Source organism: Cytobacillus sp. EB106-05-05-XG126 (assembly GCF_058791715.1).
This window is the reverse complement of sequence record NZ_JBYTDU010000025.1, coordinates 1-19,187: the sequence shown is the minus strand read 5'-3', so window position 1 is coordinate 19,187 and position 19,187 is coordinate 1. Positions and strand designations below refer to the sequence as shown.

The window sequence follows — 19,187 nt, the reverse complement described above, 5'->3', positions numbered from 1 at the left end:
GACATAAACCCGTTTTGATGTAAAAAGGAGTGCTCATATGGATATCCAATTATTAACCGAGCTTTTTGAAGGAAACCGGGATACAGAAAAAGCGATTCCCATGCAAAACTATATGAAAAACCGCTTTTCCTTCCTGGGAATCAAGGCACCTGAAAGAAGAGCCCTTTTAAAGGAATACTTCAATAAAACGGGCCTGCTGAAGCAGGAGTTTAATCCGGCATTTGTGGAGGCCTTATGGGACATGGAGGAGCGTGAATACCAGGCAGCCGCCCTTGACTACATAGGGAAATTCACCAGGAAACTGGACAAGAGCCATCTGGCATTAGTCGAAAAGCTGATTACATCAAAAGCCTGGTGGGATACTGTTGACATGCTGGCCGCCCATGCAGTGGGCGCCATCGCGGCCAAAAACCCGGAAGTCATCCCAGGGAAAATAGAGGGATGGGCGACCAGCGAAAACATGTGGCTCCGCAGAACCGCCATCCTATTCCAGCTAAAATACAAAACCTGCACAGACGAAGAGCTGCTATACCGCTACATCCTCCTAAACAATGACAGTAAAGAGTTCTTCATCCAAAAAGCCATCGGCTGGGCTCTTAGGGAATACTCGAAAACAAATCCTGAGTCAGTAAAAAAGTTTATTGAATCAAACACACTTGCAAAATTGAGCATCAGGGAAGGGAGCAAGTATGTAGGCTAAGAAGAGCAATTATTTAAAATAACCCTGAGAACATGATAGAATGGCAAATAAGTTTTTCAGAAAAATACTACAGCCAGAAGGTGAATCTAATGATCAAATGCATTGCCAGTGATATGGACGGAACGCTTTTAACCGCTACACAGAAAATTACGCCTGAAAATTTAGAAGCCATTAAAGCCGCACAGGAAAAAGGAGTTGAAGTGGTCATCGCGACCGGGCGCTCCTACTTCGAAGCAAGCTTCGTCCTCGATGAAGCCGGCATTTCCTGCCCGATTATTTGCGCAAATGGGGCAGAAGTAAGAGCCTCAGATGGGAAAGTTGTATCCTCCAGCCCGCTCGATAAGGACCTGGCCAAAAAAGCAGCCTATATCCTTGTGCAGAACAATGTATATTTCGAGGTATATACCAACCAGGGTACATATACCATTGATGAAGACCGCGGCGTGTCCATTATTGTTGATATCTTTTTAAGCGGAAATCCCGAAGCGGATATTGATGAAGTGACCAAAGCGGCCGAAGAGCGCTTTACAAAAGGGCTTGTCCATAAAGTGAACAGCTATGATGAGCTTTTCAACAGTGACGAGCATCAAATTTACAAGCTGTTGGCCTTCTCGTTTGAACCGGATTTTCTCGTCTCCGCGAAAGAAGATCTGCTGAAGCTTGAAGGCATGGCCGTAAGTTCATCAGGGGATGAGAATCTGGAGCTGACAAGTGTAAACGCCCAAAAGGGAATTGCCCTTGAGGCTTTTGTAAAAGAAAAAGGAATCTCGCTTTTGGAAACCATGGCCATTGGCGATAATTATAATGATTTGTCCATGTTCAAACGCGCAGGAAGATCGGTTGCCATGGGAAATGCCGATGACATCATTAAAGCACAGTGCGATGCGGTAACATCCGCAAATGAAGAAAGCGGTGTTGCCAAGGCAATCTGGGAAGTCCTGAAGTAGAATTTCAAGGGAGGCTGAAGGCTGGATGAAAAAGGTGTTAGGTTTAGGGCTGCTTGTGTTGGGCCTGCTGGCCGGGTGTTCTAGTGCAGGAGAGAATGATAACGGGAAGCAAATCGAGGATCAGGAGGCCAGTCTTCCCGCCGGTGCTGAGCCGGAAATACTGGCAGATGAGCTCGATATTCCCTGGTCCATTGCCAAAATGGGCGAAACTTTTTACATGACCGAAAGACAAGGCAGCATTGTGAAGGTCGAGGACGGCAAGAAAGAACGCCAGAAGGTGGAGCTTGCAAAAAAGCTTTCTACCGCCTCTGAAGCAGGCTTGCTCGGCTTTGTGCCGGCACCTGATTTTTCACAATCAAACGAAGCGTATGCCTATTACACCTACGAAAACACCTCAGGACAGTTTAACCGAATTGTCATCCTCCAGCATCAGGATGGAACCTGGAAAGAGGACAAGCTTTTGCTTGATAAAATCCCAAGCGGTCAGTACCATCATGGCGGCCGGCTTGAAATAGGCCCTGATGGAAAGCTTTATGCGACTGCAGGCGATGCTGCGACCGATCCTGAAATTGCCCAGAATGTGAATTCCCTCGGAGGAAAGATCCTAAGAATGAATCTGGACGGCAGCGTACCTGCTGATAATCCGTTCAGCGGATCTTATGTCTATAGCTACGGCCACCGCAATCCGCAGGGACTTGCATGGGCTGAGGATGGGACTTTGTATGAAAGTGAACACGGCCCATCAGCCAATGACGAAATCAATAGGATCCTTCCAGGAAAAAATTACGGCTGGCCCGTCATAAAAGGGACCGAGAAGAAAGAAGGCATGGAATCGCCGCTGTTTACCTCCGGTGATGACGAAACCTGGGCTCCGTCCGGGATGGCCTATTATAAGGGCAAGCTTTACACCGCCGCCTTAAGAGGCAGTGCTGTTCTGGAGTTTGATCTGGAAACGAAGAATGTCAGGAAGATTGTGTCTAATTTAGGCAGAATCCGCGACGTCTTCATTGAAGGGGATGTGCTTTATTTTATCAGCAACAATACAGACGGAAGAGGCAATCCGCTTGAGAAGGATGACAAGCTTTATAAAATTCAGCTTTCGGAAATATAAGAAGCCTGGCAGCGGTGCCAGGCTTCAGTTTTTAGCTGAAAGTCCATGCATGATGAATTGAATGGTCAGTTCGATTTCTTCTTCATCATCCCAGTCGGCTTCAGGCAAAATTAAATACCTCGCGATAAGAAAGCCGAATATCGACGTAAAAGTCATTCGGACGGCACTGTAGGCCGGGATATCAATAATCTGCCCTTTTTTCTGATAGTATTCAGCCAAACTGGCAAAACGATCGAATACCTTCATGGCAATATGCTCTTTAAACTGTTCCTTGAGTTCGGGGTGGAACGGAATTTCCTGGATCAGGATCTTGATAAGAGGCATATTGTTTTTAAGGAACTCGATCCGGTTTTCCATCATGGCTCTTAAAAAATCTTCAAAGTGTTCATATTCATGATTGATGACTTTATATAAATCTTTAATGACGAACGGAGCAATCAGCTTTGCCATCATCGGCGAAACGATCCCCATCAGCAAATCCTTTTTGGTTTTATAGTGCCTGAAGATGGTTCCTTCGGCTACTCCTGCCTTCTTGGCGATTTCGCTTGTCGAAGTGGCGGCATAGCCCTTTTCAGAAAACGATTCAATCGCAGCCATGATAATTTTCTTCTGCTTCTCCGTAAGCTTTTCTTCTTCCTGAAATAACTCTTCTAAAATGGAATCCTGCTCTGGCATGGTAAACTCCTTTATACGTGCAAAATCTATAGCTTTATTATAAAGGAATGAAATTATAAAAGAAATTTTATATTTTCCGGTACCTTCTTAAAGCAGCGATATTCAGAACCATAAAGAGCAGGGAGAAAGCGAGCAGCATCAGCAGATCTTTATAAATCATATCCCATCCAAAGCCTCTTACCATTACATTTCGTAATGCTTCAGCCGCGTAATATAAAGGTGTGAAAGGGCCGACCCAGCTGAGCCACTCTGAAATGGTCTCAAGATTGAAAAGCCCCGAGAAAAAGATCTGCGGAACCACTATAATGGGAATGAATTGGATCATCTGCAGCTCATTGTTGGCGAACGAAGACAGCAGGATTCCCAGAGTCAATGCTGTCAGCGAAAGGAGCAGTGTGATCAGAAGGACATAGCCAAAAGAACCTTCCATCAGCATGCCGAGTACATAGATCGCATACCAGGCGATGATGGCTGCCTGGATCATCGTGAAAATTCCAAATCCCATGATATACCCGGCAACAATTTCCCACTTCCTGAGCGGACTGGTCAAAAGCCGCTCGAGTGTTCCGGTGGTCCGTTCTCTTAAAAAGGATACCCCAGCAATCAGGAATACAAAGAAAAAGACAAAGAATCCAAGCAGAACCGGCCCAAAATAATCAAACTGCCCCATGTCCTCGGAGCCGAATAAATAATCGGCTTTTACTTCCTGATTCCCGCCATTTGGCTGCAATGGCTTCAATGCACCCTGAACCCATCTCATCACAGCTCCGTTTACACTTGGGTCACTGCCTTCGAGAACCACTGACGGCGGCATTTGATCAAACACCAGATACGCATCCAGCTTCTTGTCTGATAAGTCCTTTTTCGCGAGCTTCTCTGTTTCATAGTGTTCGAGTTTAGCATTCTCCAGGTTAAGCTGAGTTTCTATTTTTTCAGGCAGATCCACGAGGCCGACTTTTGGCGTATATTCGTCTCCGTTAAACACAAGATGAAGCATGCTCATGACCAGGATCGGAGCAAGGATCAATAGAGCCATCGTCCGTTTATCTCTTACAATCTGGCGCAGTATTCGAATAACCAGTGCTGTAATCCTCATATTAAGCACCTCCATATGCCAGAAAGGCATCTTCAATAGTGGCCGCGCCTGCTTGCTGCATTAATTCTTCGGGTGTCCCGGCTGCAATGAGCTGTCCGTCTCTAATCATGCCCAGCCTGTCGCACTTTCCTGCTTCATCCATGACATGAGTGGTCACTAGGATGGTGGTCCCTTTCTCCTTCAGGCTTTTAAAAGATTCCCAGATGCTTTTTCTGAGGACGGGATCAATTCCAACAGTAGGTTCATCGAGAATGAGGAGACCGGGACTATGCAGAAGGGAAATGGCAAGGGAAAGTCTCCTCTTCATTCCACCTGAATAGTCGGAAACCATTTTATGAATGTGGTCTGTTAATGAAACCAATTCCATCACCTCATTCATCCGCTGCCTTTTTTCTTTGCCGCTTAACCCATACAGCGCTGAAAAGAAATCCAGATTTTCCTTTGCTGTTAAGTCGGTGTACAGAGCATCGGATTGAGCCATGTAGCCGATTCGTTTGATCAGGTCCAGCCTGGGCATTTTTTCGCTGAAAATATAATTTTCACCCTGTGCTGGCTCCTCCAGGCCTGCCAGCTGTTTAACAAGCGTCGTCTTGCCTGCTCCGGATGGGCCGAGCAGGCCGAAAATCTCACCTTCATAAATTTCAAGGCTGATGTCTTTTAGAACTTGCTGCTTTCCGTAATTTTTAGATACATGTTGAATGGAAACGATTGGACTATTCATTTGTTCACTCCTTTTTAAAAAGTGAGTAATCACTCACTATAATCATAAATGAACCACTAACTATTTGTAAAGTGAGTAATCACTCATTTTGTTTAAGCGTGCTAATATTCTGCATGAGATGATCGTTTTGTGAGTTAAGTCACTTCATTCCAATCCGTACTTAGCTAGAATATTTCTTAAGAATGGTAAAAGCGGGGGATGGGAATGGAATATGAAAAGCAGGATCATAGGCCGTTAATCAACGAATTTTTAGGCAAGATTGAGATTTTTAAAGAGCTCCCCATTGAATCTCTAGAGCGGATCGATAATCGAATTATTAAGAAAGCTTATTTAAAAGGCGAAAGAATTATGTCTGAATATGAGGTTGCCAAAGGAGTTTACTTTGTGCACTCCGGTATTGTGAAGCTGACGAAGCAGGATGAACATGGAAATGAACTGATTGTCTGCATTAAGAAAAAGGGCGAGATTTTTGCTGAAGCCAACCTCTTTAACCAGGAGGGCCATACGTATCCTGCGACAGGTACAATGGTGCAGGATGGTGAGATCTATTTTCTGAATACTGATGAACTGGAGCAGGAGCTTCTGTATTCACCGGAAATGGCCGTACAGATTATCCGCTATATGAGTGAATCTCTGCGTGATATGACCTCCATTATGAGGGATATTGCGCTGCTTGATGTGTATACGAAAACAGTCCGGACTTTGGAAAGGCTCGCGGAGAAGTTCGGCGCCAACTACTGCAACCGGATGCACCTTGAGCTCCCCATAACCGTCCAGGAATTCTCCACCCTTGTTGGGACGTCCCGGGAAAGTATCAGCCGTGTTTTTTCCAGGCTGAAAAAGGAAGGAATCATCGAAATTACAGGCAGGAAAATCGTTATTGTGGACTGGTGTAAATTTTGCTCCCTTTACCGCCAGAAGCTGTAGGGAACCGTCTTTACTCCAGCCTGCTTTTTTGTTATATAATAGAGTCATAGACTTATGATTCTGAGGTGCAAAGCATGGCTGATTTTCGTTCGAGTGAGATTATCAATAAACCTGTACATGAAGTATTTGATTATATGATTAAGATGGAAAATGTCCCTGAGCTTATGCCGTTTGTCGTGAAAGTGGAAAAACAGACCGAGGGTGAGACCGGAAAAGGAACAAAGTTTGTTGAAACACGCATGGTCAGAGGGAAAAAGATCATCGCGGATGTTGAAATCATTGATTTTGAACAGGACAGAACCTATACCATCCGCAGCAATGCCAATGGACTGATTACCGAATATAAATATGATTTTCATGAAATAGAAGAAGGAACCCAGGTGGAGATGGAAGCAACCGTCAAAACCAGCGGGCTTGTTGCCAGATTGACGAAGCGTTTTATCGTGAATATTGTGAAGCGGGAAGACGGAAGCCAGCTTCAGTATTTGAAGGAAATGATGGAGAAGTAATAAAAAGGGAGCGAGAGGCTCCCTTTTTATATTTTATAAGTCCAAAAGCGCTCTTTATACATTCTTGCCAGTACTTCCGGATCCTGATTTTTAATGCTTTCTTCCATGTTTGCTGCCATCAGCTGTGTCTGGGAGGCGTGAGCCTTGATGGCTGCGATTTTCCGGTCGATAACCTCACTTACATCATTGACCACATCGGCCTGGCCGATTTCTTCCTCACAGTTATTGGAGAAGGCAACACAGTGAACCTTCGGACGCTTGTCAGCAGGCAGCTCTCTTACCGCCCGGATGACGGCAGCTCCTGTCGCGTCATGGTCAGGGTGCACAGCGTATCCCGGGTAGAACGTAATGACGAGGGAAGGGTTCGTCTCGCCGATGATGGCTCCGAGCCTGTTCGCGAGCATTTCCTCATCTTCAAATTCGACAGTTTTATCCCGGTATCCCAGCATTCTTAGATCTTGGATTCCCAGAACCCTGGCTGCTTCCTCCAGCTCTTCTTTGCGGATTTTCGGCAGGGTTTCTCTGGTGGCGAAAGGGGGATTTCCCATATTGCGCCCCATTTCTCCAAGCGTCAGGCATGCGTAGGTGACAGGTGTGCCATTATCGATATGTAAGGAAATCGTTCCTGATACGCCAAATGCTTCATCATCCGGATGAGGGAAGATGACGAGTACATGTCTTTCCTTTTCCATCATGGTCGTGCTCCTTTCCTTTCATGTCCTCTTATTCAAAAGGAGTTTCACTAATTTGCAGGGCGACTGCCAGCTTGCCGCTGAAATCATGGCCGGCTAAAAGGAGCCTGTTTTCTTCATCCACTTCAAAGTGGGTAATTCCTTCAGCATACACCCAGCCAAAATTCATTTTCAATCCAACCCGGTAAGGGCCCTTGCCGGTGACCTTTCCATGTTCATAAACCAATTGGGCATTGCGGATATAGGCGCCTGAAGAAAAGAAGGTTTCATCAAAATGGGAAGCGTATGCTCCATTTGTTGTTTCCAGATGAATAAAGACCTCTTTCCCGGCAAGGCGGTCGATCTCTTTTTGTACATGTTCCTTTACTGCTGGTTCCATTTTATAGTCCCCCTTTCATATTATCTTTCTGTTTATCTTACTAAAAAAACGAATGAAAAGCGAAAAAGTAATCTCATCGTGGACCGCTAAATTTTAGCCGCGAAAATCAATATATCTGCATGATTTTAACTTTAAGGAAAATGTTAACAGAAAATACAAAGGTTAATATACAGTTATAAAGTATTAGTAAACCCTATTTACAAATTTTGTAAAAATGGATTGATTTTAATTGACACTTATTGATGACCAGGAAGTTGAAGATATTCAGGGGTTTTTTAAAACTAACGAGATATGGTATGAAAATGATTTGCAGAAACAATACATATTTTCGATGGATACTGATACTGCCTGGTACTGTTTAGATTTGCAGTTGGAAATATATCTTGAACTAGACAAACACTCCGGATCCTAATCCAATCATTTGATAGTTTGAACTCCACATTAACAAGGACCTTCCAAATAACTTTGTTATAACAGCATATATATACTTTTATTAGCTACCTAAGAGGTTAGCTTTTTCTTATTTCATCAATGGATAAAACATATATTGCCACTCATAATATTTTTATTACTAAAGTACTATTAGTTGTAGTAAAATAGTCTGGTACATATTAACAAGGGGTGTTTTTATGGAATCTTCCACAAATGAATTAATAGAGAATCAAGAACTTATGAATGCCTTATATTCACTCGAATATACTTTTGACGAACTCAATAAGGAATATGAAAAGAAGAAAAGTGTACTCGAAGAAGAAACAGACAAAATGACTACTGAATTCTTTGAAGCAACCAACAAGGTTAGGAATATACTAAATAAGGAAAAAGAGCTTGATTATGAATACGACCAAAAGAAACGGCATATTAAACCATGGTTCGGAGTTACAAAACCATACAAAGTTATTATGCCCGCTGGTTTTTTTCCACTCCTTTTCATGCAGCCTTGGAACTGGGAGGAAGGTATAAGTAGTATATTAATAACATTGATTGCTTGGGGACTGTGTACAGCAGGCGTAACTGGATTTATTTTGCTCCCTGCCATGTTTAAATATGAAAAATATTCCAATTCTAAAATAGATTCGGATAAGAAAATTGCTTTGGCAATGTTAAGACCTCAATTAGATAGAGAAATAACGCAGATTAAGGAACAATATTTAGTATACAAGGAGTTTGGGAGTGTGGAACAAATAATAGACAGCAGGTACGATAATGAACATTCAGAATTACTCTCTGAATACAAAAATAAAAGGGAATCTGCTGCACGTGAGTTTAATCATATTTATCCTGCATATCTAAAAGATACAATAAGATCAGCTATAGAATGGATTGAGAATAGAGAGGTAAAGACAATGTTTGACCTCCTAAATAAAGCAGAAAAACTACATGATAGACAACATGTGAACGGTTTACAGTTGAAGTATGAACGATCTGAGAAAGCTTTTAAGGAAACTAGACTTTATAAAAATCATTATAGTAGAAGGGAAGAGGAGAACTTTACTGGAGATGAACCACATTTTGTTGACAGTTATAGTCAACCAGAAGAACAGTTAGGCCATTTAGAAATTGATAGAAAAAGATGGGAAGGTATAAAATCAGAAACCACTAAACAATATCAAGAACTTCAGACACTTTATGCAGATCAGGCTAGAAGAAACGGGGAAGATCGGGATACAGTAAAGCACTTAGACGAACTAGCGGGTAGAGGACTTCAGGAAAGAATAGATTCGGATCGAAGATGGAGTTATAGGGATAATGAACATAACATGGATAGAGGAGGGTCATATTAATATTTGTGTAATGTAGTATACTTAAACCATTATTAACTCTTAAATCAATTCCAACCTATCTACTGGTGATAAGTAATTGGTATTGACCATATTTACATATGTAGGTTTCATCCTTTTCTCAATTGATTACTAAAAATAAAATTGAAAAGACTAGAAACTGGGAAGAAGCAAAGCATTTTGAAAAGCCTTAGCATGTAACAAATTGGTGACTTTAGCAAAGTAAAAAGAAGCAATAAAACCATTGAACAATAATAATAGGAGATAGAAAAACTATCCCAAGAAAAATATGGGAATATAGACCACATACTTTGTGTTTATGTGGTTTTTTATTTAAATCTTATTAGATATTAGAGTCCTTCTTCCGTAGTATTTTTCTTTGTAAGTAAATCTGGGTCGTCTTGATGTGGAAAAAAACCAAGACTTTTCTTTATGGTTGACAAATCCCCACCCTGGACAGCACTAATAAGAGCAAAACCATGTCTAAAGCTATGTGGCGTAATAGGATTTTTGCGCATTTTATAAAGTCCAAGTCAGCTTTGCCAATTTTCTTGATTAAATAAGTCTATAGATACTTATATCCGTAGCCTTTACCCTTAGAAGTAGTAAACAAAGGGGAGCTATCGGAAGGGTCGTGTTTAAAGTCTAACCTTCTTCTTTTACAAACCCCATTAAGGCCTTTGAAATATTTGTATGAATTAATACTTGCCACTATTTTTGTCCCTTTTCCATAAATGTAAGCCAGTGTTCCACATCTAAATAAGCAAGGTCACTATGCTAAACCGCCCATAGCCAAAAGAACAGAGCCCGCCCGGACTCTGTTCCCTCATTTTTATTCTGATTCAGTACGGCCTGCGCCATATTTGCGGTATGCACCCGGCATGGTCGGGCCAACATACTCATTTAGTTGGAAGCCATGGTTGATGGCCGCAGTAATGAAGTCCTTTGCGGTTTGAACCGCTTCTTTAACAGACTTGCCTTTTGCCATTTCTGCTGTGATGGCAGAAGAGTAGGTGCAGCCTGCACCATGAGTGTAAGTCGTTTCAACGCGTTCGCTCTCATAAAGAGTGAACTCTTGTCCATCATAGAGAAGGTCAACGGCTTTTTCGTGCTGGAGCTTGCTGCCGCCCTTGATTAATACATACTTCGCACCAAGTTCATGAATTTTAACAGCTGCTTCCTTCATGTCTTCAACCGTCTTGATCGGACCGGTTTTAGCCAGCTGCCATGCTTCAAACAGGTTTGGTGTTACAACTGTTGCAAGCGGGACAAGCAAATCTCTTAATGCTTCGTTCAATTCTGGATGAATCGGCTCATCTTCGCCCTTGCAGACCATGACCGGGTCGATTATAACGTGATCCAGGCTATTTTCCTTAATGGTCTTTGCGGCAATTTTAATCACTTCTTCAGAACCGAGCATACCTGTCTTCATTGCATCGATTCCTGTCGAGATAATCGTTTCGATCTGTGTTTCCAGTATATCTGTAGAAATCGGGAACACATTGTGGCTCCAGTTATTTTTAGGATCCATCGTCACGATCGTAGTCAGCGCAGTCATCCCGTAAACGCCAAGCTCCTGGAATGTCTTAAGGTCAGCCTGGATGCCGGCGCCGCCGCTCGTATCCGAACCTGCAATGGTCATTACTTTTTTCATTGTCATATGCCTAATTCCTCCTTGCTGATATCTTTTACTAATTATAACAATAATTGAAAAAGGGAAAAACTATAACGGACCGATTAGATGATTTCTCAGCATTAAGTTGTCCGCTATTGTTTTCAAAAATACAAAAGAGGTCAATGAAACAAAAAAGGAGCTATTCCTCAAAGAAGAATAACTCCAGGTCAGTCTTTTAATTTGGCTGTTTTCGCAAAGTTTGTTGCTATTTTTATTATATTTACTGAGTTGATTGTAGTGGAAGGTGCGAGACTCCTACGGGAGTAGCGGGACAGGTGAGACCCCACAGACGCGCAGCGTCGAGGAGGCTCACCGCCCGCCCCGTGGAAAGCGAGCATCCTGGAGCGGAAATCAACGGACAACATTGATAAGCGAAAAACAACAATTTATACGAAAAGAGCCTTAATTTACAACTTCTACATCGCTTTTTTTCACGAACCCCAGACGATGGTTGTAAAAAATCTGATAGTATTCATCATTTCCCTTTACAACCTTATTCGTAGCCGGGTCATTATAATACTTGGCATGATAGTAATCGGACTGAATTGGCGCTGTTGCTGTATAGATTTGGCCAGCCGGCATCTGATATAGAACCTGTGCTTTTCCTCTTGCCGATTCTGCAATTCCGGCCTCATCGTAAGCTGCGTCGTCAGGATAGGCGGCACCATATACAGGTATGGAATCAAGCCCTTCTTTTGGCGTGATGAGGGTCCCGCTGCCTGGGACGCTATTTTTATTGTTTGGATTATAGAACCAGGCTTTTTGGCCGCCGTAGTAAATAGCTGTCCAATCGCCTTCCTGCCCGGCTTTATAGAAACTCTGTCCAATCGCAGCTTTATTGCCCCAGTCATTAATATTTTTAGTGCTGGTGCCGCCAGGATGAAGCAGGGGATCACTGACCAATGGCGCCTCAAAGCCAGGTTCGCTGTATAAATGAATCAGGCTTGAAGACTCAGGTTCCTGTTTAATTCCTCTGTACGTAAAGTCTGGCTGATTTGTATTGAAATTTGGGCGGATTGTGACGATATTACTGTCTTTGTCTCCGCTGCTTGGATTAATGGAAGCTCCAAGAAGGTCGAAAAAGTGTCCCCAATCCCAATAAGCGCCCGGATCCCAGTGCATGCTCCTATGTTTTGCTGTTGTTAAGCCAGGTATCTCATCATGGCCGATAATGTGGTGTCTGTCCAAAGGAATGTTAAATCGGTCTGAAAGGTATCTTACAAGTTTTGCAGTAGAGCGGTACATTTGCTCACTGTACCAGTCTGCGCCTTCTGCAGCATACCCTTCATGCTCCAATCCGATCGAATGCATATTAAAATACCAGTTTCCTGCATGCCATGGAACATCTTCAGGACGTACCATCTGGGTGATTTTTCCGGTCTCTGAATCTATGACATAGTGTGCACTAACGTAGGACGGATTCTGGAAGTGGCTGATGGCGGATTCAGCCGTGCCCTCAATATCATGAATAATAATATAGCGAATATCTAAATCATCCTTTGGCCGATTGGCGATATCGTAGTTGCCGTAATTACTTGTGCTGCTCGAAAATTGCTTATAAGCAGCAGGAATGTAAGTGCAATCAAGACCATTGGGACAGTCGGTATTGGTGTATTTGGTGTTGCGAAGAGGGATAGTGCCAGCTGTAGTCTTATTTGGTGTAATTTCCTTGGCGTTTAATACGACCCTTTGTCCATCAAGGTTTTTTCTGGCAGCACCTTGCTGAATGGTCTCAAAGACTTGATCTGCAAAGTCCTTAGCAATGACTTCCTGATCTGTTCCGCTGTATTTAACGACGGCACCGTACCAGTCTGCTGCATCGGAAGGGAGCTCCCCTGTCGTTTGGCGTGCAAACTCTGCTAAAAGAGCTGCCCCGCCCCGGATATTTTGTTCAGGGTCTTTTTTTAAGGATTCCGGATCTTCATTTAGAAGATTTGCGGCTGTTTTAAGCGTGCTATTCTCATTATCCGAAGCCGCAATGATTCCGTCGTCATGCTTGCCCCTGGCGCTCATGTCGGCTGGCAAATCTGCAAGATTCATAATGCCATAGCCTCCGACCTCACTTTGGCCTTCATGATGCTCCCAGCGTGACTGATTGTAAGCGACGGCGAGAAGGACAGATTCAGGTACTCCAAATTCCTTCGCCGCTTTTTCAAAAGCCTCTTGCAAGTGGTGCGATTCAATGATGTTTTCTGTTGAGGCTGTAGAAGTTGCGCTTGGTGTAAAGTCGGCGGGGATGGCCAAGAGGCTTGCGGTTAAGGTCAACGTTAAAATGGCTGATGATAGCTTTTTAAATCTCAATGTATTCCCTCCCGTATATAGAAATATATGGAGTTCTTTCTAATAGCTGAAGGGTTATACCTGCACATTACATGTCAAATGATTCCATCGGTTTATAAGTTTTTCTAAAAAAAGGTAATTGGTAGCGGAATAGAGATAAGAAGAAAGTAGGGGGAATCCAAAGCGATCCGCACAACCGGCAGGCCTTTTTCAAAGAAACACATTGGATTAGATGGTAAAATAAAACCACAAGGATAGAATGTCGCTGTTCCACATCATACAAAGTCAGGTGAAGAATATGGGTACAACAGGCATTATTTTGGCAGGAGGGCATTCGAGCCGTATGGGGGAGAATAAGGCTCTGCTAAAAATACAGGGAAAAACAGTGATTGAACGCATCGCAGATTCATTGGCTTCTTATACATCCCAGGTGATCGTCGTTGCGAATAAACAGGAAGAATACCGGTTTCTTGGGCTTCCGATAGTCAGTGACAAATGGATAGAAAAAGGTCCGCTTGCAGGAATTCAAGCAGGGCTGTCAGCGTCATCAACCCAAAGAAATCTGATTGTTGCCTGTGATATGCCTTTCCTATCTGTGGATTTAGGGAGAATTCTTCTAGAAGAATTAAACAGCCGTCAGGCCGCTGTACCGGAAATGGAAGGCCGTCTTCATCCTCTGTTTGCAGCTTACCGAAAAGATGCTAAAGAAGCCGCTGAACAAGCTTTGATGAATAATCGATTAAAAATCCGTGAGTTTTTAAATGAAATAGACACTGCCATATTAAGAGATGAAGAACTGAAGAAGAGAGGTTTTCTAGCCAAGGATGCCTATTTTTTTAATATGAATCATCCGGATGAGTACCGGCAGGCACTAAAAATGGCAGCTGAAGAGGAAGGGAAATCAAATTAAACAATCAGCCATTTCACTTCCGGCACAGGATATGTCAAAATGAAACAAATAAGGCTAGAAGAGTTTTTTTCTATAAATGAGGTGATTCCATGAATTTTGAGATTTCAAAAGAACCAATCGATATTCAAAGCGTGATCGATAAAGTGGTGCAGCGGGAAGCAGGAGCGATTACGACCTTCATCGGAACCGTCCGCGAGCTGACTCACGGCAAAAAAACACTGTACTTAATCTATGAAGCATACGAGTCCATGGCTGTGAAAAAACTGGAGCAGATTGGAACCGAGATAAAAGAACGCTGGAACGGGGCAGAAGTGGCCATTACCCACCGCACAGGCAAGCTGGATATTACCGATGTAGCGGTGGTCATTGCCGTTTCTACTCCACACCGTGCCGATGCTTATGAAGCCAACCGCTATGCGATTGAAAGAATTAAAGAAATTGTGCCGATCTGGAAGAAGGAACATTGGGAAGACGGCGAAGAGTGGATCGGCAATCAGCTGGAAACAGTGGCATATCCAAAAGGGAAACCGGAGGCGGAGGATTTAAATGAATAAAATTATGTTTTTTGCCCATTTGAGGGACCGTGTTGGAGAAGAGTCTGTAACAAGGGATGTCAGCGGCAAAACCATCGCTGAGCTGAAACAGCTGCTTGAGGAAGAATTCGGGCTGAAGCTTAATTCAGTCATGGCAGCGGTGAACGAAGAATTCGCTTCAGATGATGAAGTCATTCAGAACGGAGATGCGGTTGCGTTTATCCCTCCAGTCAGCGGCGGGTGATGCATAGAGAGGAGGGGCCCTATTGTCTGAAAGGTATTCACGCCAGACCTTGTTTGCGCCGATTGGAAAAGAGGGGCAGGAAAAAATCCGCTCTAAGCATGTGCTGATCATCGGTGCAGGCGCACTTGGCTCAGGAAATGCGGAATTGATGGCGCGTTCCGGGGCCGGCAAACTGACAATCATTGACCGCGATTATGTCGAGGAAAGCAATCTGCAGCGCCAGCAGCTTTTCGCAGAAAGCGATGCGGCGGAAAAAATGCCGAAAGCGGCCGCTGCCGAAAAACGGCTGAAACAGATTAATAGCGAGGTTGAGATCCGCTCGATTATTGGCGATGCTACTCCTGAAAAGCTGGAGGAGCTTGCTGAAGGGGTGGATCTGATCCTCGATTCAACCGACAACTTTGAAACCAGAATGGCCATTAATGATATTTCCCAGAAATATTCTATTCCGTGGATTTATGGAGCCTGTGTCGGCAGCTTTGGCATGAGCATGACTTTCCTTCCGGGAAAAACGCCATGCATGAATTGCTTATTAAAAAAAATTCCGATCCAGGGAATGACCTGTGACACCGGCGGGATTATTGCACCTGCTGTACAAATGGTTGTCGCTCATCAGGCGGCAGAGGCACTGAAAATTCTGGCTGAGGACTGGGAAGCGGTACGGACTGCCATGGTCAGTTTTGATTTATGGCGAAACCAGTACACAAGCATGAAGGTGTCAAAAGCGAAGGATGAAGGCTGCTTATCCTGCGGAAAAGAACGAACTTATCCTTACCTGCAGCCGGAAAATATGATGAAATCCACCGTTCTCTGTGGAAGGGACACCGTTCAGATCCGCCCTCCGAAAGAACTGGAAATCGAGTTCACAGAAATCGCCCGTCAGCTGAAATCACTCGGCTATCAGGTAAAAGGCAATCCTTATCTGCTTTCCGTCGACATGGAGGAGCAGCGGATGGTTCTATTCAAAGACGGACGCGCCCTGATTCATGGCACAAAGGATTTATCGCATGCGAAGTCCATTTACCAGCGGATTATGGGGTAAGGTGAAGCTTCAATCAGTGAGGTTAAACCAAAACTAGTTCTTATTGATCATATATGATCCTCTTCCTTTTCTGTAAAATAAAGACAAAAAGACAGAAGAGGATAACATGATAACATGATTACATTTATGTATTTTATCGGGTATTTATTTGATCAGCTGCTGGTTAATTTTTTGGGGTTCGTTATGATTTTATACAGTTTTATCATGCCGGTTACGCCATTGTATAAAAACAAGCGTCCTGCCGATTTGATTGTTCATATCAGCCGGATCCTTTTCGCTATCATTCTCCCTTTCCTGAATTTCTTTTACTTTTTATTCAATAGCGGAGATTGGGCGACAGGGAACGGCATAATAGCGCCGGAGCATTTTTATATGTTCATCTGGATTCAGGCAGGGTTGATTGTATTGCCTGAACTCGTATTTTTCATCCTGTCAAAAGTCAATATAACCAGAGTATGGTGGTATGTACTGTACCCGGTTCTGCTTATAGGGTTATGGATTTGGATGTTTTAAGGGCACAAAAAAAGCGATGAAAAAGTTCATCGCTTTTTTATATTACTGTCTAGCTCCAGCGCCTGCCCCCTCGAGGTATCGGGGGTGAGCAAGGCGCTGGAGCTTTTCTACTTATTTTGCTTCATCTGTACCCACAATAACTAACTTGCCTTCATCCAATACTTTTTCATATTGTTCTGCTTCTACCGTTGTTAACCCAACAGATTCAAATTTTGAACGAAGCTCATCTCCGCGCTTTTTGAAGACATTTCCGACAGAATCGAATAAACCCTGTTCCTTCATGCCGACTTCGCCTGTATCTGTCGCATCAGATAGGTGTTCGGAGCGATCCTTGTCATGTGCGAAAATATAGATGTTGTCCTTATTGAATCCCTGGCTTTGCAGCATTCCAATTGCATCAGTAGCTTGTACACCATTTTCTACAACTTCGATTTTATACATATATAACATCCTCCTTTAAAAGATTTGCAGATTTATTTGTAAGGGCAGCTCTTCCTGCCCGTTCTATATATTACATATCCGCTTTGAGATTTTTTAAACATGTAGGCAAGAATGATAGATTATGGCATGATACCCATTGGGTATGAGAATAACAGTTCAACTAAGAGGAGGGAGAGTTGGCAAATGAAGCGTATCTTAAGAAATGACTGGCAGGAGATTTTGGCAGAGGAGTTCGGGCAACCCTATTATCTTCATCTTCGTGGATTTTTGAAAAAAGAATATGAGGAGCAGACCATTTATCCGAAGCAGGAGGATATATTCAATGCACTCCAATATACAGCTTATAAAGATGTAAAGGCAGTGATATTGGGACAGGATCCTTATCATGGGCCGGGGCAGGCACATGGATTAAGTTTTTCGGTTCAGCCTGATGTAAAGCTGCCTCCTTCACTGAAAAATATATTCAAGGAAATGCAGGAGGATCTTGGCTTCAGCGTGCCAAATAATGGCTATCTGCTAAAATGGGCCCAGGAAGGGGTACTGCTCCTGAATACCGTTCTGACCGTCCGCAAAGGGCAGGCGCATTCGCATAAGGGGCAAGGATGGGAAACGTTCACCGACACGGTTATCCAAAAATTGAATGAGCGGGAACAGCCCGTTATTTTTATATTATGGGGAAAACCGGCACAGGAAAAAGAAGTACTGATTGATGCTTCCAGACACTTTATCATAAAATCACCGCATCCCAGCCCGTTTTCGGCCAGAAAAGGGTTCTTTGGGAGCAGGCCATTTTCAAGGACGAATGAAATCTTACAGAAGCTTGGAGAGGAGCCAATTGACTGGCAGATTCCTAATCTCTGATTCTTTTCGCCATGTTTCACGTGAAACATACCGTTTTATGCAAGAAGTGCTCGAAATATGCTCTGTGCACAAAGGAGAAAAACAAATGAGTTCACAGAAGATCGATTGTTTTAAGTGCAAATATTTCTATGTGACCTGGGATCGGAATCATCCAAAAGGCTGCAGGGCTTTTCAGTTTAAAACAAGGCAGCTGCCCTCTCTAGAAGTTTTCCGCGCATCCGGCCATCCCTGTTTGCGTTTTGAAAAGAAAACCTGATAAACTTGATATGCTAATCATTCTGGCCGTTTTTAGGCAGGCAGTTTCCCTCCCCGAGTGCCGGGGATGGACAAGGGCTGCTTTTTTATAGAAAGAGGTGTAGAGGGTGAATATCTCTGTTCAGAAGCTATTAGGGAAGATGGAAAAGGAATTGCTGGAAGCGAAAAGCAGCTCTTCCGACGCCAGAATCAGAGAAAGAGTGCAGGCGATCAAGTCGTTATGCGAGCTGGTTTTGGATGAGTCGGATGCAGGAAGTGTGGCTGCTGTTTCGTCTATTAGCCATACATACAATGCGCCGCCAGCAGCTCAGCCGGCGAATCTGCAGCCAAAGAAAATGCAGATGGATGATGAGGCTAATGGCGATTCATTATTTGATTTTTAATAAAGAGATAAGAGGTGCAGGGGATTATGAAGCTATTTATTATCATTGGGGCTATTAATGCCTTTTTATCAGTTGCATTAGGGGCTTTCGGAGCTCACGGACTTGAAGGAAGAGTGGAGCCGAAGTACTTGGAGACATGGCAAACAGGTGTAACCTACCAGATGTTCCATGCAACAGGTCTTTTGATCATTGGCGTTCTGCTTGGCAAGCTGCCGGCAACGTCTTTATTATCCTGGTCCGGCTGGCTGATGGTGATCGGCATCATCTTGTTCTCAGGAAGCTTATATGTGCTGACTTTAACGAAAATCAGCGTGCTTGGTGCCATCACACCGCTTGGCGGAATCTCATTCCTAGCGGCCTGGGTGCTGCTGATCATTGCGGCAGTTAAATATTTGTAAAAGGAAGGAGCTTTGACTTGGGGTCAAAGCTCCTTTTTCTGTGCGCCCGGCATGGGTGCAGTCTATAGGGTGCAAGTCCCGAGCCATGAAGGCAGTAGTAATGGTTAGCTTAAC

22 protein-coding genes are annotated in these 19,187 nt (G+C 43.6%); 14 read left to right on the top strand and 8 right to left on the bottom strand.

Annotated elements, in window-relative coordinates:
* Positions 1 to 37: 37 nt before the first annotated feature.
* From AC3WTL_RS24455 to AC3WTL_RS24445, 3 genes are all read left to right on the top strand, one after another.
* Complete coding sequence (locus tag AC3WTL_RS24455; RefSeq protein ID WP_492370181.1) at positions 38 to 700, top strand: DNA alkylation repair protein; 663 nt, start codon at positions 38 to 40, stop codon at positions 698 to 700.
* An 89-nt stretch (positions 701 to 789) separates the two neighbouring features.
* The gene (locus tag AC3WTL_RS24450) at positions 790 to 1,647 is read left to right on the top strand and encodes an HAD family hydrolase (RefSeq protein WP_492370180.1); all 858 of its coding nucleotides are present in this window, start codon (positions 790 to 792) and stop codon (positions 1,645 to 1,647) included.
* A 25-nt stretch (positions 1,648 to 1,672) separates the two neighbouring features.
* Positions 1,673 to 2,758 (top strand): PQQ-dependent sugar dehydrogenase, encoded by a 1,086-nt coding sequence (locus AC3WTL_RS24445; RefSeq protein WP_492370179.1) that lies wholly within the window; start codon positions 1,673 to 1,675, stop codon positions 2,756 to 2,758.
* A 24-nt stretch (positions 2,759 to 2,782) separates the two neighbouring features.
* Here the strand turns inward: AC3WTL_RS24445 and AC3WTL_RS24440 are convergent, their stop codons facing one another.
* The 3 genes from AC3WTL_RS24440 to AC3WTL_RS24430 form a co-directional block, all read right to left on the bottom strand.
* Positions 2,783 to 3,433 (bottom strand): TetR/AcrR family transcriptional regulator, encoded by a 651-nt coding sequence (locus AC3WTL_RS24440; RefSeq protein WP_492370178.1) that lies wholly within the window; start codon positions 3,431 to 3,433, stop codon positions 2,783 to 2,785.
* A gap of 67 nt (positions 3,434 to 3,500) precedes the next feature.
* Positions 3,501 to 4,529: an ABC transporter permease gene (locus AC3WTL_RS24435; protein ID WP_492370177.1), complete on the bottom strand. Its 1,029-nt coding sequence runs from the start codon at positions 4,527 to 4,529 to the stop codon at positions 3,501 to 3,503.
* Between the two features lies 1 nt (position 4,530).
* A complete protein-coding gene (locus AC3WTL_RS24430) occupies positions 4,531 to 5,250 on the bottom strand; it encodes an ABC transporter ATP-binding protein (protein ID WP_492370176.1) in 720 nt (239 codons plus the stop codon).
* A gap of 204 nt (positions 5,251 to 5,454) precedes the next feature.
* Between AC3WTL_RS24430 and AC3WTL_RS24425 the strand changes: the two genes are divergently transcribed.
* Together AC3WTL_RS24425 and AC3WTL_RS24420 are read left to right on the top strand one after the other, a co-directional pair.
* Complete coding sequence (locus tag AC3WTL_RS24425; RefSeq protein WP_252220401.1) at positions 5,455 to 6,177, top strand: Crp/Fnr family transcriptional regulator; 723 nt, start codon at positions 5,455 to 5,457, stop codon at positions 6,175 to 6,177.
* Between the two features lie 74 nt (positions 6,178 to 6,251).
* The gene (locus AC3WTL_RS24420) at positions 6,252 to 6,686 is read left to right on the top strand and encodes an SRPBCC family protein (RefSeq protein WP_492370175.1); all 435 of its coding nucleotides are present in this window, start codon (positions 6,252 to 6,254) and stop codon (positions 6,684 to 6,686) included.
* Between the two features lie 26 nt (positions 6,687 to 6,712).
* Here the strand turns inward: AC3WTL_RS24420 and bshB2 are convergent, their stop codons facing one another.
* On the bottom strand, positions 6,713 to 7,378 hold the full coding sequence (gene bshB2, locus AC3WTL_RS24415) for a bacillithiol biosynthesis deacetylase BshB2 (protein ID WP_492370184.1): 666 nt from the start codon (positions 7,376 to 7,378) through the stop codon (positions 6,713 to 6,715).
* Positions 7,379 to 7,409: 31 nt separating this feature from the next.
* Positions 7,410 to 7,757, bottom strand: coding sequence for a YojF family protein (locus AC3WTL_RS24410; protein ID WP_226618774.1), 348 nt, complete (start codon positions 7,755 to 7,757; stop codon positions 7,410 to 7,412).
* A 629-nt stretch (positions 7,758 to 8,386) separates the two neighbouring features.
* Between AC3WTL_RS24410 and AC3WTL_RS24405 the strand changes: the two genes are divergently transcribed.
* The gene (locus AC3WTL_RS24405; protein ID WP_492370174.1) at positions 8,387 to 9,541 is read left to right on the top strand and encodes a hypothetical protein; all 1,155 of its coding nucleotides are present in this window, start codon (positions 8,387 to 8,389) and stop codon (positions 9,539 to 9,541) included.
* Between the two features lie 829 nt (positions 9,542 to 10,370).
* Here AC3WTL_RS24405 and pdxK read toward each other — a convergent pair.
* Positions 10,371 to 11,198, bottom strand: a complete 828-nt coding sequence (pdxK, locus tag AC3WTL_RS24400) for a pyridoxine/pyridoxal/pyridoxamine kinase (protein ID WP_197249035.1) — start codon at positions 11,196 to 11,198, stop codon at positions 10,371 to 10,373.
* A gap of 417 nt (positions 11,199 to 11,615) precedes the next feature.
* Positions 11,616 to 13,514 (bottom strand): N-acetylmuramoyl-L-alanine amidase, encoded by a 1,899-nt coding sequence (locus tag AC3WTL_RS24395; RefSeq protein ID WP_492370173.1) that lies wholly within the window; start codon positions 13,512 to 13,514, stop codon positions 11,616 to 11,618.
* A 277-nt stretch (positions 13,515 to 13,791) separates the two neighbouring features.
* Here AC3WTL_RS24395 and mobA point away from each other — a divergent pair, with 277 nt between their 5' ends.
* The 5 genes from mobA (at position 13,792) to AC3WTL_RS24370 (ending at position 16,735) form a co-directional block, all read left to right on the top strand.
* Positions 13,792 to 14,403: a molybdenum cofactor guanylyltransferase gene (gene mobA / locus AC3WTL_RS24390; protein ID WP_222501432.1), complete on the top strand. Its 612-nt coding sequence runs from the start codon at positions 13,792 to 13,794 to the stop codon at positions 14,401 to 14,403.
* Positions 14,404 to 14,492: 89 nt separating this feature from the next.
* On the top strand, positions 14,493 to 14,957 hold the full coding sequence (locus AC3WTL_RS24385; RefSeq protein WP_061793327.1) for a molybdenum cofactor biosynthesis protein MoaE: 465 nt from the start codon (positions 14,493 to 14,495) through the stop codon (positions 14,955 to 14,957).
* Positions 14,950 to 15,180, top strand: a complete 231-nt coding sequence (gene moaD / locus AC3WTL_RS24380) for a molybdopterin converting factor subunit 1 (protein WP_492370172.1) — start codon at positions 14,950 to 14,952, stop codon at positions 15,178 to 15,180. The genes AC3WTL_RS24385 and moaD overlap by 8 nt, the downstream gene beginning before the upstream one ends.
* A gap of 22 nt (positions 15,181 to 15,202) precedes the next feature.
* A complete protein-coding gene (locus AC3WTL_RS24375; protein WP_492370171.1) occupies positions 15,203 to 16,222 on the top strand; it encodes a thiazole biosynthesis adenylyltransferase ThiF in 1,020 nt (339 codons plus the stop codon).
* A gap of 114 nt (positions 16,223 to 16,336) precedes the next feature.
* The gene (locus tag AC3WTL_RS24370) at positions 16,337 to 16,735 is read left to right on the top strand and encodes a hypothetical protein (protein WP_248350081.1); all 399 of its coding nucleotides are present in this window, start codon (positions 16,337 to 16,339) and stop codon (positions 16,733 to 16,735) included.
* 111 nt (positions 16,736 to 16,846) lie between these two features.
* Here the strand turns inward: AC3WTL_RS24370 and AC3WTL_RS24365 are convergent, their stop codons facing one another.
* A complete protein-coding gene (locus tag AC3WTL_RS24365) occupies positions 16,847 to 17,176 on the bottom strand; it encodes a YflT domain-containing protein (protein WP_048009468.1) in 330 nt (109 codons plus the stop codon).
* Between the two features lie 183 nt (positions 17,177 to 17,359).
* Here AC3WTL_RS24365 and AC3WTL_RS24360 point away from each other — a divergent pair, with 183 nt between their 5' ends.
* From AC3WTL_RS24360 to AC3WTL_RS24350, 3 genes are all read left to right on the top strand, one after another.
* The gene (locus AC3WTL_RS24360) at positions 17,360 to 18,037 is read left to right on the top strand and encodes a uracil-DNA glycosylase (protein WP_492370170.1); all 678 of its coding nucleotides are present in this window, start codon (positions 17,360 to 17,362) and stop codon (positions 18,035 to 18,037) included.
* Between the two features lie 362 nt (positions 18,038 to 18,399).
* Positions 18,400 to 18,675, top strand: coding sequence for a YwdI family protein (locus AC3WTL_RS24355; protein ID WP_076257038.1), 276 nt, complete (start codon positions 18,400 to 18,402; stop codon positions 18,673 to 18,675).
* Between the two features lie 26 nt (positions 18,676 to 18,701).
* Positions 18,702 to 19,073 (top strand): DUF423 domain-containing protein, encoded by a 372-nt coding sequence (locus tag AC3WTL_RS24350; protein WP_492370169.1) that lies wholly within the window; start codon positions 18,702 to 18,704, stop codon positions 19,071 to 19,073.
* Positions 19,074 to 19,187: the final 114 nt, after the last annotated feature.

Excerpts from the sequence above, each read along its gene's own strand:
- AC3WTL_RS24455 (WP_492370181.1), top strand. The coding sequence starts at position 38 with ATGGATATCCAATTATTAACCGAGCTTTTTGAAGGAAACCGGGATACA.
- AC3WTL_RS24450 (WP_492370180.1), top strand. The coding sequence starts at position 790 with ATGATCAAATGCATTGCCAGTGATATGGACGGAACGCTTTTAACCGCT.
- AC3WTL_RS24445 (WP_492370179.1), top strand. The coding sequence starts at position 1,673 with ATGAAAAAGGTGTTAGGTTTAGGGCTGCTTGTGTTGGGCCTGCTGGCC.
- AC3WTL_RS24440 (WP_492370178.1), bottom strand. The coding sequence starts at position 3,433 with ATGCCAGAGCAGGATTCCATTTTAGAAGAGTTATTTCAGGAAGAAGAA.
- AC3WTL_RS24435 (WP_492370177.1), bottom strand. The coding sequence starts at position 4,529 with ATGAGGATTACAGCACTGGTTATTCGAATACTGCGCCAGATTGTAAGA.
- AC3WTL_RS24430 (WP_492370176.1), bottom strand. The coding sequence starts at position 5,250 with ATGAATAGTCCAATCGTTTCCATTCAACATGTATCTAAAAATTACGGA.
- AC3WTL_RS24425 (WP_252220401.1), top strand. The coding sequence starts at position 5,455 with ATGGAATATGAAAAGCAGGATCATAGGCCGTTAATCAACGAATTTTTA.
- AC3WTL_RS24420 (WP_492370175.1), top strand. The coding sequence starts at position 6,252 with ATGGCTGATTTTCGTTCGAGTGAGATTATCAATAAACCTGTACATGAA.
- bshB2 (WP_492370184.1), bottom strand. The coding sequence starts at position 7,378 with ATGGAAAAGGAAAGACATGTACTCGTCATCTTCCCTCATCCGGATGAT.
- AC3WTL_RS24410 (WP_226618774.1), bottom strand. The coding sequence starts at position 7,757 with ATGGAACCAGCAGTAAAGGAACATGTACAAAAAGAGATCGACCGCCTT.
- AC3WTL_RS24405 (WP_492370174.1), top strand. The coding sequence starts at position 8,387 with ATGGAATCTTCCACAAATGAATTAATAGAGAATCAAGAACTTATGAAT.
- pdxK (WP_197249035.1), bottom strand. The coding sequence starts at position 11,198 with ATGACAATGAAAAAAGTAATGACCATTGCAGGTTCGGATACGAGCGGC.
- mobA (WP_222501432.1), top strand. The coding sequence starts at position 13,792 with ATGGGTACAACAGGCATTATTTTGGCAGGAGGGCATTCGAGCCGTATG.
- AC3WTL_RS24385 (WP_061793327.1), top strand. The coding sequence starts at position 14,493 with ATGAATTTTGAGATTTCAAAAGAACCAATCGATATTCAAAGCGTGATC.
- moaD (WP_492370172.1), top strand. The coding sequence starts at position 14,950 with ATGAATAAAATTATGTTTTTTGCCCATTTGAGGGACCGTGTTGGAGAA.
- AC3WTL_RS24370 (WP_248350081.1), top strand. The coding sequence starts at position 16,337 with ATGATTACATTTATGTATTTTATCGGGTATTTATTTGATCAGCTGCTG.
- AC3WTL_RS24365 (WP_048009468.1), bottom strand. The coding sequence starts at position 17,176 with ATGTATAAAATCGAAGTTGTAGAAAATGGTGTACAAGCTACTGATGCA.
- AC3WTL_RS24360 (WP_492370170.1), top strand. The coding sequence starts at position 17,360 with ATGAAGCGTATCTTAAGAAATGACTGGCAGGAGATTTTGGCAGAGGAG.
- AC3WTL_RS24350 (WP_492370169.1), top strand. The coding sequence starts at position 18,702 with ATGAAGCTATTTATTATCATTGGGGCTATTAATGCCTTTTTATCAGTT.